The 12,697-nt window shown below is 72.0% G+C and carries 10 protein-coding genes; 6 read left to right on the top strand and 4 right to left on the bottom strand.

The annotated features are described in order from the left end of the window. The first annotated feature begins 222 nt into the window (after positions 1 to 222). Entirely contained in the window at positions 223 to 1,149 is a 927-nt protein-coding gene (locus IE109_RS06715) for a D-alanyl-D-alanine carboxypeptidase family protein (protein WP_189549815.1), read from the top strand. A 75-nt stretch (positions 1,150 to 1,224) separates the two neighbouring features. On the opposite strand, the gene IE109_RS06710 is transcribed toward IE109_RS06715, so the two are convergent. Genes IE109_RS06710 through pdhA form a run of 3 tightly spaced genes read right to left on the bottom strand, consistent with a single transcriptional unit; the run spans position 1,225 to position 4,813 of the window. After that, a complete protein-coding gene (locus tag IE109_RS06710) occupies positions 1,225 to 2,637 on the bottom strand; it encodes a dihydrolipoamide acetyltransferase family protein (protein ID WP_189550107.1) in 1,413 nt (470 codons plus the stop codon). A 29-nt stretch (positions 2,638 to 2,666) separates the two neighbouring features. Next, positions 2,667 to 3,647 (bottom strand): alpha-ketoacid dehydrogenase subunit beta, encoded by a 981-nt coding sequence (locus IE109_RS06705; protein WP_189549814.1) that lies wholly within the window; start codon positions 3,645 to 3,647, stop codon positions 2,667 to 2,669. Positions 3,648 to 3,649: 2 nt separating this feature from the next. Continuing rightward, positions 3,650 to 4,813 (bottom strand): pyruvate dehydrogenase (acetyl-transferring) E1 component subunit alpha, encoded by a 1,164-nt coding sequence (gene pdhA, locus IE109_RS06700; RefSeq protein WP_189549813.1) that lies wholly within the window; start codon positions 4,811 to 4,813, stop codon positions 3,650 to 3,652. 357 nt (positions 4,814 to 5,170) lie between these two features. Here pdhA and IE109_RS06695 point away from each other — a divergent pair, with 357 nt between their 5' ends. Further along, positions 5,171 to 5,830 carry a response regulator gene (locus tag IE109_RS06695; RefSeq protein WP_189549812.1) on the top strand — a complete coding sequence of 220 codons (660 nt, stop codon included), beginning with the start codon at positions 5,171 to 5,173 and terminating at the stop codon, positions 5,828 to 5,830. A gap of 171 nt (positions 5,831 to 6,001) precedes the next feature. Further along, positions 6,002 to 7,015, top strand: coding sequence for a phosphotransferase (locus IE109_RS06690; protein WP_189549811.1), 1,014 nt, complete (start codon positions 6,002 to 6,004; stop codon positions 7,013 to 7,015). An 86-nt stretch (positions 7,016 to 7,101) separates the two neighbouring features. On the opposite strand, the gene IE109_RS06685 is transcribed toward IE109_RS06690, so the two are convergent. Continuing rightward, a complete protein-coding gene (locus IE109_RS06685) occupies positions 7,102 to 8,793 on the bottom strand; it encodes a protein kinase domain-containing protein (RefSeq protein ID WP_189549810.1) in 1,692 nt (563 codons plus the stop codon). Between the two features lie 344 nt (positions 8,794 to 9,137). Here IE109_RS06685 and IE109_RS06680 point away from each other — a divergent pair, with 344 nt between their 5' ends. The 3 genes from IE109_RS06680 to IE109_RS06670 all read left to right on the top strand — a co-directional run bounded on the left by IE109_RS06680 (position 9,138) and on the right by IE109_RS06670 (position 12,585). Continuing rightward, on the top strand, positions 9,138 to 10,763 hold the full coding sequence (locus tag IE109_RS06680; protein WP_189549809.1) for a protein kinase domain-containing protein: 1,626 nt from the start codon (positions 9,138 to 9,140) through the stop codon (positions 10,761 to 10,763). Between the two features lie 408 nt (positions 10,764 to 11,171). Next, a complete protein-coding gene (locus IE109_RS33020) occupies positions 11,172 to 11,792 on the top strand; it encodes a hypothetical protein (RefSeq protein WP_229890642.1) in 621 nt (206 codons plus the stop codon). 85 nt (positions 11,793 to 11,877) lie between these two features. Further along, on the top strand, positions 11,878 to 12,585 hold the full coding sequence (locus IE109_RS06670; RefSeq protein ID WP_229890640.1) for a PadR family transcriptional regulator: 708 nt from the start codon (positions 11,878 to 11,880) through the stop codon (positions 12,583 to 12,585). Positions 12,586 to 12,697: the final 112 nt, after the last annotated feature.

The following is a 12,697-nucleotide window of genomic DNA, read 5'->3' as shown; positions in this document are numbered from 1 at the left end:
GCACCACGAGCCCCGTGCGGACGACCCACGCCACCCGGCCGCGGTGACCCGCGTCACACGACCCGCACCACACGCGCCGTCTTTCCCACGGAACTCGGGTTTCCGTGCATCCTTCGGGCACGCTCGCGCGTCTCTTTACGGGCACCGGTTTTCCGGCCCGTCAGGTTGAGGCGTTTTCGACGTACTCGAGACTCGAACTCGGAGCGTTTTCCTTTGATATCGATGAACACGGCCGTGCGCCGCGCCACCACGGTCGCCCTCGCGGGCGGCCTGCTGCTGACCGCCTCCCCGCTCGCCGCGCCGGCCGCGGCGGCCACGCCGATCCCCTCCATCAGCGCCAAGGGCGGCTTCATGGTGGACCAGGCGACGGGCAAGGCCGTCTACGGCAAGGCGAACACCACCCGCCGTCAGATGGCCAGCACCACCAAGGTGGCCACGGCCATCGTGGTCCTCACCACTCCCGGTGTCGACCTGAACCGCAAGATCACCATCAAGCAGGAATACCGCGACTACGTCGTCAGGACGGGCGCGAGCACCGCCGACCTGAAGACCGGCGACAAGGTGACGGTCCGCCAGCTGCTGTCCGGTCTGATGCTGCCGTCCGGCTGCGACGCCGCGTACGCGCTCGCCGACGCCTACGGCACCGGCACCACCACCGCCGCCCGCACCAAGTCGTTCATCGCCAAGATGAACGCCAAGGCGTCGCAGCTCGGGATGACGAACACGAAGTTCGACTCCTTCGACGGCATCTCGACGACCGGCAACAACTACACGACCCCGCCGGACCTCGCGAAGCTCGCGCGCCACGCCTTCAGCAGCGCCGCCTTCCGCGACGTCGTCAAGGCGACCTCGTACAAGACCACCGCGACCACCAGCACCGGCGGTACGCGCACGTACACCTGGTACAACACCAACAAGCTGCTCGGCTCCTACAGCGGCGCCGTCGGCATCAAGACGGGTACCGGTACGACGGCCGGCCCGTGCCTGGTCTTCGCGGCCACCCGCGGCACCAAGACCTATGTGGGTGTCGTCCTGAACGCCCCCGACCGCTTCAACGACGCGGCGAAGCTGCTGGACTTCGGCTTCGGTTCCACCACGGCCAGGACCATGGAGCTGCGCTCCCTCCCGGCGGGTGCCCAGCGCGACTGACCGCCGCGCACACGACACGGTGAAGGGCCCGGACGCGCCGTCGCGTCCGGGCCCTTGTCCGTGTGCCCCGGGCCGTCAGGCCCAGGTGATCAGCCGCTTGGGCCGCTCCAGCACCGCTGCGATGTCCGCCAGCACCTTGGAGCCCAGCTCGCCGTCGACCAGCCGGTGGTCGAACGACAGGGCCAGGGTGGTGACCTGACGGGGCTTCACCTTGCCCTTGTGGACCCACGGCTGGAGCTTGATCGCCCCGACCGCGAGGATCGCGGACTCGCCCGGGTTGAGGATCGGCGTACCGGTGTCCACGCCGAAGACACCGACGTTGGTGATGGTCACCGTGCCGCCCTGCATGGCCGCCGGGGTCGTCTTCCCCTCACGGGCGGTGGACACCAGTTCGCCGAGTGAGGCGGCCAGTTCGGGCAGCGTCTTGTCGTGCGCGTCCTTGATGTTCGGCACGATCAGGCCGCGCGGCGTGGCGGCCGCGATGCCCAGGTTGACGTAGTGCTTGAGCACGATCTCCTGGGCGGCCTCGTCCCACGAGGCGTTGATCTCCGGGTTGCGCTTGATCGCGACGAGCAGCGCCTTCGCGACGAGCAGCAGCGGGTTCACCCGGAGCCCGGCCATGTCCTTGTCGGACTTGAGCTCCTCGACCAGCTTCATCGTCCGGGTGACGTCGACCGTGATGAACTCGGTGACGTGCGGCGCGGTGAAGGCGGACCCGATCATCGCCTGGGCGGTGGCCTTGCGGACGCCCTTGATGGGGACGCGGGTCTCGCGGCCGGTGGCCGGCCGCTCCTGCCGCGGCGTGGCCTGCGGCTGCACGGGTACGGCGGCGGGCGCGGCGACCGAGGCGGCGGCCAGGTCCACCGCCGCGTGCACGTCCTCGCGGGTGATGATCCCGTCCGGGCCGGTCGGGACCACCGTCGCGAGGTCGACCCCCAGGTCCTTGGCCAGCTTCCGCACGGGCGGCTTGGCCAGGGGCCGGTCGGTGCCGGTGACCGGCGCGGCGGGGGCGGGTGCGGGAGCCGTGCCGGCGGCGCCCGCGTGTCCGTTCAGTTCGCCCTGCACGGCGGCCTGGGCGACCGCCTGCTCCGCGGCGGCGGCGCCCTTGCGGGGGCGGCGCTTCGTGGAGGTCTCGGCCACCCCGTAGCCGACCAGCACGGGCTGGCGGCCCGCCGGCCGGGCGTCCTCGGCGACCTCGGTGGCGGCGTCCTTGGCGGCCGGTTCGGCGGCGGCCGGCTGGGCGGTCTGCGGCTGCCCGGCGGCGTCACCGCCGACGTTCACCGAGATGATCACCTCGCCGACGTCGACCGTCGTGCCCTCGGGGAAGCGCAGCTCGTGGACGACGCCGTCGTACGGGCTGGGCAGCTCGACGGCCGCCTTGGCCGTCTCGACCTCGCAGACGACCTGGCCGTCGCTGACGGTGTCACCGGGCTGGACGTACCACTTGAGGATCTCGGCCTCGGTGAGGCCCTCGCCCACGTCCGGCATCTTGAAATCGCGGATCACAGTGGGTCTCCTCAGTACGCGAGCGAGCGGTCGACGGCGTCGAGCACCCGGTCCAGGCCCGGCAGGTACTCCTCTTCCAGCCGCGCCGGCGGATACGGGGCGTGGTAGCCGCCGACCCGCAGGACCGGTGCCTCCAGGTGGTAGAAGCACCGTTCGGTGATGCGGGCGGCGATCTCGGCGCCCGAGCCGTAGAACACCGGCGCCTCGTGCACGACGACCAGCCGGCGGGTCTTCTCCACCGACGCCTGGACGGCGTCGAAGTCGATCGGGGACATCGACCGCAGGTCGAGGACCTCCACCGAGCGGCCCTCCTCGGCGGCGACCGCGGCCGCCTCCAGGCACAGCTTCACCATGGGCCCGTAGGCGGCCAGGGTCAGGTCGGTGCCCTCCCGCACGGTGCGGGCCTTGTGCAGCTCGCCGGGGATGGCCTCGGTGTCGACCTCGCCCTTGTCCCAGTAGCGCCGCTTCGGCTCGAAGAAGATCACCGGGTCGTCGCTCTGGATCGCCTGCTGGAGCATCCAGTAGGCGTCCGACGAGTTCGAGGGCGAGACCACCTTCAGGCCCGCGACGTGCGCGAACAGCGCCTCGGGCGACTCGCTGTGGTGTTCCACCGCGCCGATGCCGCCGCCGTAGGGGATGCGGACGACGACCGGCAGCTTGATCTTTCCGAGCGCCCGGGCGTGCATCTTCGCCAGCTGCGTGACGATCTGGTCGTAGGCGGGGAAGACGAACCCGTCGAACTGGATCTCCACCACCGGGCGGTAGCCGCGCAGCGCCAGGCCGATCGCGGTGCCGACGATGCCGGACTCGGCGAGCGGGGTGTCGATGACCCGCTCCTCGCCGAAGTCCTTCTGGAGCCCGTCGGTCACCCGGAACACACCGCCGAGCTTGCCGACGTCCTCGCCCATGACGAGGACCTTGGGGTCGGTCTCCAGCGCCTTGCGCAGCGACTCGTTGAGCGCCTTGGCGAGGGGGAGTTTCTGTACGGCCATGGTTACTTGTCCTCCCCGTCCGCGAAGGACGCCTGGTAGGCGGCGAACTGCGCGCGCTCCTCGTCGACGAGCGCGTGCCCGTCCGCGTACACGTGGTCGAACATCGCCATGTGCTCCGGGTCGGGCATGGCCCGGACGGCCTCGCGGACGCGCTTGCCGAGCGACTCCGACTCGGCCTCCAGCTCCTCGAACCAGGCGGCGTCCGCCAGGCGCTCCTTCTCCAGGTACGTGCGCAGCCGCAGGATCGGGTCCTTGGCCTCCCACGCCGCCCGCTCGTCGTCGAGGCGGTAGCGGGTCGGGTCGTCGGACGTGGTGTGGGCACCCATCCGGTACGTGAACGCCTCGACGAGGGTCGGGCCCTCGCCCCGGCGGGCGCGCTCCAGGGCGGAGCGGGTCACGGCCAGACAGGCCAGGACGTCGTTGCCGTCGACCCGGACGCCCGGGAAGCCGAAGCCCTGCGCGCGCTGGTAGAGCGGGACGCGGGTCTGCTTCTCGGTGGGCTCGCTGATCGCCCACTGGTTGTTCTGGCAGAAGAAGACGACCGGGGCGTTGTAGACCGCGGAGAAGGTGAACGATTCCGCGACGTCGCCCTGGCTGGAGGCACCGTCCCCGAAGTACGCGATCACGGCGGAGTCCGCGCCGTCCTTGGCGACGCCCATGGCGTAACCGGTGGCGTGCAGGGTCTGCGAGCCGATGACGATCGTGTAGAGGTGGAAATTGTTGCTGGTGGGGTCCCAGCCGCCGTGGTTGACGCCACGGAACATCCCGAGCAGGTTCGTCGGGTCGACCCCGCGGCACCAGGCGACACCGTGTTCGCGGTAGGTGGGGAATACGTAGTCGTCGTCCCGCAGAGCCCGGCCGGAGCCGATCTGCGCGGCCTCCTGGCCGAGGAGCGAGGCCCACAGGCCCAGCTCGCCCTGGCGCTGGAGGGAGGTCGCCTCGGCATCGAACCGGCGGGTCAGCACCATGTCGCGGTAGAGGCCGCGCAGCTCGTCGGGGCTGAGGTCGATGTCGTACTCCGGGTGCTGGACGCGCTCACCCTCGGGCGTCAGCAACTGTACGAGCTGGGGCTCGGCGCTCAGGGCGCCGGCTGCCTTGGTCGCGCTCGCGCTGGTGCGCTTACTGCTGCGTCGCGGCTTGCGCGCGGCAGTGCCTTCCACGGTCACGTGCGTGCTCCTCCGTCTGTCCGGCCCCCGGGGTCCGCCGGGATGGCTGGGGTTCTCCCTGCTCCGATAGAGCGCGGGAGAGCGGCTCGCCTGTCTCCGTACGTGTGCACGGGGTGGGTGCCCTCGACCGGGAACAGGCGTGACAGGTGCCCCGGCGAGCCCCCTGTCATAGGCACGTTACCCAGTGCACCGCATTACTGCGAAACCCCCTTTGACCTGCGTTTTTGCTTGGATTTCCAAGTAAATCGCAAAGGGGTGGACAAATGACTGGTCACAGCCTTGTGAGCCGCCGGAACAGGGGGCACGTTATCCCGCGCACCCCGGGCACGGGAAGAGTCAGTATGTGAGACTGAGGCCGTGCGCGAAGAAGGAAAAATCACCGTATTTCTGTTGGACGACCACGAAGTCGTCCGGCGGGGCGTCCACGAAATGCTCTCCGTCGAGGGCGACATCGAGGTCGTCGGGGAGGCCGGTACGGCGGCAGACGCCCTGGTCAGGATTCCGGCGACCCGTCCGGACGTGGCGATTCTCGACGTGCGCCTGCCCGATGGCAGCGGGGTCGAGGTGTGCCGTGAGGTCCGCGCCCTGGACGAATCCATCAAATGCCTGATGCTCACCTCCTTCGCGGACGACGAGGCGCTCTTCGACGCGATCATGGCGGGTGCCTCCGGGTACGTCCTGAAGGCGATCCGCGGCAGCGAGCTGCTGACGGCGGTACGGGACGTGGCGGCCGGCAGGTCGCTGCTGGACCCGGTGGCCACCGCGCGCGTACTGGAGCGGCTTCGGGACGGCACCGGCCCGAAGGGGGACGACCGACTGGCGGCCCTGACCGACCAGGAGCGCCGGATCCTCGATTTGATCGGGGAGGGACTGACCAACCGCGCGATCGGCGAGCGGCTGCACCTGGCCGAGAAGACGATCAAGAACTACGTCTCCAGCCTGCTGTCCAAGCTGGGCATGGAGCGGCGCTCCCAGGCGGCGGCCTACGTCGCCCGCCTCCAGGCCGAACGGCGCTGAGCCGGCCCGGGGGCGGGCGCGGGGCGGGCGCGGGGGCACGGTTCCGCGTTCGCCCCTGCGTACGCGCGCGTGCGACCCGAGTTCGCGACCGTCCACTTCCTGGACAGTTCCGGAGTATGAGGTTCCGAGGAGCGACTCCGTCACCACGCTCCGTGATCTAACATCTGGTGAGTGCCGCGCTCATCTGCAACCGCCGCCCCACCCGTGAGTGCGCTCCTGCGCCGCTACGACAACCCGGGCGAACCCCTCTCCTGCGTACCCGTCACCCAGGGCCTCCTCAACCGCGGCTACCGTCTCGCCACCACCCACGGCGCCTACTTCCTCAAACAGCACCTGGACGCCCCCACCGCCGACCGGGTCACCATCGTCCGCCAGCACCGCGCCACCCAGCGCCTGCACGCCCTCGGCGTCCCCGTGGCCCCGCCACTGCCCGACGCGGAGGGCGACACCGTCGCGGAGATCGACGGCCGCTGCTACGCCCTGCACCCGTGGGTCGAGGGCCGGCACCGGGCCGGGGCACAGCTGTCGGCGGCCGGGTCCCGGCGCCTGGGCGCGCTCCTGGGGCTGGTGCACACCTGCCTGGAGCAGGTCATGGAGCCGCACGGCGACCGCCGGCACCGCAGCGCCGACCCCGAGGAGACCTTCCGGGTCATCGACCGGCTGCTCGCCCTGGCGCGGGCCCGCCGGCCCCGGGACGCCTTCGACGAGCTCGCCGAGCACCGGCTGCTGGAGCGCCGGCGGCTGCTGGCCGACCACGCCCACCGCCGTCCGCCCCCGGCCTCTGCGGGCGGCTGGGTGCACGGGGACTTCCACCCGCTGAACCTGCTCTACCGGGGCGCGGAGCCCGCCGCGATCGTCGACTGGGACCGGCTGGGTGTGCAGCCGCGGGCGGAGGAGGCGGTCCGGGCGGCCGCGATCTTCTTCGTACAGCCGGCCGGGGGCCTGGAGCTGGAGAAGGTCCGCGCCTACGCGCGCGCGTACCGGCGGGCGGCCGGGGCGGACCCGGCGGAGCTGGCGGCGGCGGTGCACCGCGTGTGGTGGGAGCGGCTGAACGACTTCTGGATACTGCGCTGGCGCTACCAGCTGCACGACGGCAGGGCCGACCCGCAGTTCCCCGCGGCGTCGGCCCTGGCGGTGTGGTGGACACGGGAGTACGAGGCGGTCCGCGACGCCTTCGCCGGGTGACCGGCCTCAGGGGTGCGCCCCGGGGGTGCGCCCCCGGGACCGCCGCCCGCGCTCCGTGTGTCCGTGTGTCCGTGTGTCCGCGCGGCTCAGGCGCCCCCGCCGCCCGTGGTGGTCGCGCCCTGGTCGGTGCCCCCGTCCGTGGTGCCGCCCTGGTCGGTGGTGCCGCTGGTGGTGCCGCCCTGGTCGGTGCCACCGTCGGTCGTCCCGCCCTGGTCGGTACCGCCGTCCGTGGTGCCGCCCTGGTCGGTACCGCCGTCCGTGGTGCCGCCCTGGTCGGTGCCGCCGTCGGTCGTCCCGCCCTGGTCGGTACCGCCGTCCGTGGTGCCGCCCTGGTCGGTGCCCTCGGTGGTGCCGGGGGTCGACGGCATACCGCCGGTGGGCGGGGGCGGGTTGTTGGTCTGCGGCTGCGACGGGTCGGGGTTCCAGCCGCCCCAGTTGCTGCCGTTGCCGCCGTTCCCGCCGCCCGTGGACCCGCCCGGGTCCTCCGTCTTCTCGTCCGTCTTCTTGTCCGACGGCGTGGGCTTGGTGGTGTCGCCGGGCTTGGACGGCGCGGTGCTGGCCGGGGGCTTCTCCTTGCCGTCGTCCGCCGGCTTCTTGGTCTGGTCGAGCGCGTACGCCACACCCGCCACGATCGCGATGAGCGCGAGCGCCGCGAACAGCCACATCTTGCCGCGACCGCTCTTGCGGCCCTGCCCGCCGTCGTACGCGTAGGCGCCGTCGTCGGGGTTCGCCGGCGGCAGGAGCGGGCCCTGCGAGGTGTCGCCGTGCAGCGGGTGGCCCATCGCGGCGGTCGCCGCGACACCGCCCGCCGGGGTCCGGCCGCCCTCGTGCAGCTCGACCGGGCCGGTGTTCCAGGTGCCGGTGTGGCTGCCCTGCTGCTGAAGCATCTGAAGCCCGTACTGGACCAGGCCGCGCATCTCCTCGGCGCTCTGGAACCGGTCGTCCGGGTCCTTGGCGAGCGCGCGCATGGCCAGGCCGTCGAGCTCCGGCGGCGCGACGTCGGAGACCTCGGACGGCGGGACCGGGATGTCCTGGACGTGCTGGTAGACCACCGACAACGGTGTCTCACCGGTGAACGGCGGCCGGAGCGCGAGCAGCTCGTACAGCAGGCAGCCCGTGGCGTACAGGTCGGAGCGGTGGTCGACGGCCTTGCCGAGGGCCTGCTCCGGCGAGAGGTACTGCGGGGTGCCCATGACCATGCCGGTCTGGGTCATCGTCGACTGCGCGCCGTGCAGGGCGCGGGCGATGCCGAAGTCCATCACCTTGACCGCGCCGCTGTGCGTGATGATCACGTTCGCGGGCTTGATGTCCCGGTGCACGATGCCGTGCTGGTGCGAGTAGGCCAGGGCCTCCAGCACACCGGAGACGATGATCAGCGCCTGCTCCGGCGGCGGTGCCTCCGCGTTGATCAGCAGGTCGCGGATGGTACGGCCCTCGACCAGCTCCATCACGATGTACGGCACGGACTGGCCGTTCACCACGTCCTCGCCGGAGTCGTACACGGCGACGATGGCGTGGTGGTTGAGCCCCGCGACGGACTGCGCCTCGCGGGTGAAGCGGGCCTTGGAGACCGGGTCCTCGGCGAGGTCGGCACGCAGCAGCTTCACGGCCACGGTACGGCCCAGCCGTACGTCCTCCGCCGCGAACACCTCGGCCATGCCGCCCCGGCCGAGACGGTGGGTCAGCCGGTAGCGGCCGTCTCCGACGAGTCCGCCGGCGCCCCACTCGGCGGACTCCGGCGCTCCTCCGCCGCCGCCTGCCTCGGATTCGGATGCCATCAGTCCTCGCCGTCGTTTCTGTCCGCTTGCTCTGCGCGTGCGGTGTGCCGCCGTGTCTTAAGGGGTACTACGTCACGTCACGCTACAGCCTCCGCGCGCCGCCCCGGTTCGAGATTGACCGGCCATCCAACCGGTTCCCCGTACGCCTGTGCAAATCTCCCGCTGGTTCCATGGCGGTCCGGTACGGGTCCGGTAACACTTCCGAGACGCTTCCTGTGCGTACGGTCACGGAACGGGCACCCGGCTTGACGTGTCACTGCCCTCGGGCAGACTTGGCCCGTAAAAACCGGATCACCGCGATTCACCGCGGCCACCACGGACGCGCGCGCACGGGGGAGCAAGACATGAGCCAGGACGGCGCACAGGGCCGCTATGCGGGCGGCTCGGTGGCGGGTGGCCGGTACCAGCTTCGCGACCTGCTCGGCGAAGGCGGCATGGCGTCCGTGTACCTGGCGTACGACAGTGCGCTGGACCGGCAGGTCGCCATCAAGACGCTCCACACGGAGCTGGGGCGGGAGCAGTCGTTCCGCGAGCGCTTCCGCCGCGAGGCGCAGGCCGTCGCCAAGCTGCAGCACACCAACATCGTGTCGGTCTTCGACACCGGCGAGGACGACCTCGGCGGCTCGCTGATGCCGTACATCGTCATGGAGTACGTGGAGGGCCAGCCCCTCGGGTCGGTGCTCCAGGCCGACATCCAGGCCCATGGCGCGATGCCGGCCGACAAGGCGCTCAAGGTCACCGCCGACGTGCTGGCGGCGCTGGAGACCAGTCACGAGATGGGCCTGGTCCACCGCGACATCAAGCCGGGCAACGTGATGATGACCAAGCGCGGCGTGGTCAAGGTCATGGACTTCGGCATCGCGCGCGCCATGCAGTCGGGCGTCACCTCGATGACGCAGACCGGCATGGTCGTCGGCACACCGCAGTACCTGTCGCCGGAGCAGGCGCTGGGGCGGGGGGTGGACGCGCGTTCCGACCTGTACTCGGTCGGCATCATGCTGTTCCAGCTGCTGACCGGGCGCATCCCGTTCGACGCGGACTCGCCGCTGGCCATCGCGTACGCCCATGTGCAGGAGGAGCCGGCCGCGCCGTCCTCCATCAACCGGTCGATCACCCCGGCGATGGACGCGCTGGTGGCGCGCGCGCTGAAGAAGAACCCGAACGAGCGCTTCCCGAGCGCCGCCGCCATGCGCGACGAGTGCCTGCGGCTGCTGTCGGCGGGCCAGGGCCAGACCGGCGCGCCGGTCATCGTGCAGGGCGCGCCGCACGCGAACAGCGGCTCGGGGGTCGGCTCGGCGGTCTTCCCGCCGGTCGACAACACCACCCCGGCGCCCGGTCCGCAGAGCGTCCAGACGCCGTACCAGCCCTACGGGACGCCGGCGCCCACGCCGTCGTACGGCTACCCGCAGCAGCCCCAGCCGCAGTCGGCGGCGCTGTACCAGACGCCCGCCCCGCCGGCGTACGCGTCTCCCGCGCACACCACGCACACCGCGTCCGGCTCCCCGGTGCCGTCCGGCGGCGGCCGGAGCAACATGCCGGTCATCGTGGGCGCGATCGCGGTCGCCCTGCTCGCGATCGGCGGCCTGATCGCGGCCCTGTCCATGCGGGAAGACGAGAAGGACCCGGGTACGCAGGCGGGCGGCGGCGCCAGCCAGTCCGCCGAGGAACCGCAGGCGGGCCACAAGCCCCCCGAGCGGCACCGGACGATGGAAACCACCAAGTGCACGGACGCCCCGGAGGACACCGACGACCCGGCGAAGGTCCGCGCGCCGAGCTTCACCTACAAGGACGTCATCTCGGTGAAGAGCTGCATCCAGGCGGCCGGCTGGAAGTACACGATCAAGGAGACGGACGACCCCCAGTTCGCCGAGGACCAGGTGATCTCGCAGTTCCCGACCGAGGGCACCGCCGTGGTCCCCGGCAACCAGACCTTCGAGCTGACGGTGGCCACGGGCGACCCGGGCCAGTGACCTCACCGCCCCGCGTCCGGTGAGCACGTCCGGCGCGGGACACGGTGAGCGGGGGCGGGACGGTGAGCGGGGTGCTCGGTGCGTGGTGTTCCGTGTCCGGTGCTCGGTGCCTGGTGTTCCGTGTCCGGTGCTCGGTCCGTGGTGTTCCGTGTCCGGTGCTCGGTCCGTGGTGTTCCGTGTCCGGTGCTCGGTCCGTGGTGTTCCGTGTCCGGTGCTCGGTGCGTTGCTCGCCTCGTGATGCTCGGTCCGCGGTGTAACTCCTGTGGGTGGCTGTGGGGTCGCCCGGGATGCCGGGGTGCTTGCTCCATGTGACGCTGAGTGCGTTGTGGGGCCCGTGGCGGCTCCTGGCGGCTCGGCACGGGAGGGGGTCACCCGGTGGCTCCAAGACTCGACTCACGGTGTGCGACGGTGGTCGCGGCTCTGCTGCTGGCCGCGTCCCCGGTATGGGGCGCGCCGTCCGCGTACGCGGAGCAGACCGAGCCCGCCGTGGAGCCCGACGTGGGGATCGTCCTGCCGGGTGACGCGCCGTCGGGCACGCCCTCGCCCGTCGCCGCCCCGTCCGTGTCGCCTTCGGCCACCGGGGCGGGCGACGGCATCGTGGCCGGCACCGCTCCCGGTTCCGTCGCCGGCCCGACGCGGAACGCCCCCGCCTCTCCCTCGTTTGCCGGGCGGCCCGTTGGGGAGGGCCGGCAGCGTCCGGGACGGCCGGCCTCGCCGTCCATGAGCCCCTCCGACGACGACGTGTCGCCGGGTCCGGCGTCCGGTTCGGCCGAGCCCGCGCGTACCAGGACGGCAACAGCGCCGGACCTGCCCATGGGGGAGGAACCGGAGGCCGAAGCGGTACCCGAGACGGAGTCCTCCGCGCCGGCCGACCCGCCGCACTCGCCACCCGCCGCCGCCTACGAGCCGGCCGCCCAGACCGCGGACACCCTCGCTGACCGGCAGATTCCGGTGCTGACGCTGGGCATCGGGCTCGCCATGATGGGCCTCGGGCTCGGCTTCCTCGGGCTGCGCATCAGACGCCGCTGACCCGGGGCGTCCTCCTCAGGACGGACCCCGCACCTCCCTCTCAGGTCCCTTGTCGGCATCGGCATACCCGGTATACATACTGAGTATGTCCATCAGGCACGGGCTCCTCGCCCTTCTCGAACGCGGTCCGCGTTACGGTTCGCAGCTCCGTACGGAGTTCGAATCCCGCACGGGCTCGACCTGGCCCCTCAACGTTGGGCAGGTCTACACGACGCTCAGCCGCCTCGAGCGTGACGGCCTGGTCGAACAGGACGGCGAGGACGAGGCGGGGCACGCGCTCTACACGATCACTCACGCGGGCCGGACGGAACTCAGGGTCTGGTTCGAGAGGCCGGTCGACCGCACCAGCCCGGCCCGTGACGAGCTGGCCATCAAGCTGGCCATGGCGGTCGGCGCGCCGGGGGTGGACATCCGGGACGTCATCCAGTCGCAGCGCCGCCACACCGTCAAGGCGATGCAGGACTACACCCGGCTCAAGGCGCAGGCCCTCACCGCCCTGGAGAGCGGGGCGGAGCGGGAGCGGGACGACGTGGCGTGGCTGCTCGTCCTGGAACAGCTGATCTTCCAGACGGAGGCGGAGGCGCGGTGGCTCGACCACTGCGAGGCCCGCCTGATCAGACTGTCCGCCACCGCCCAGCAGCCCGGTGCCGTCGTCGCCTCGCCGGCCGCGCCCCGGCGCGTTCCCGAGCCGGGCGGGGCGGCGTCACTGCCGGGGGGCGTCCGTCCCGGGGGCCTCCCGCCCGGGGGCGTGACCGGCCCCCGGAGGCCGGCGCCGCCGCACCGGCGGCGCTGACCGGCACCGCCCGGCGGGACCGCCCCGCCCGGGCATCCTCACCGCCGCCGCGTGCGGCACCACGGCGGGGCGGCCACCCGGCCGGACCCCGCGTGGCGTGCCGCTCCTCCCG

The organism is Streptomyces lavendofoliae (assembly GCF_014649735.1).
Taxonomy (GTDB): Bacteria; Actinomycetota; Actinomycetes; order Streptomycetales; family Streptomycetaceae; genus Streptomyces; species Streptomyces lavendofoliae.
The sequence above is the reverse complement of the archived record's forward strand: the minus strand, read 5'-3'. Positions and strand labels throughout refer to the sequence as shown.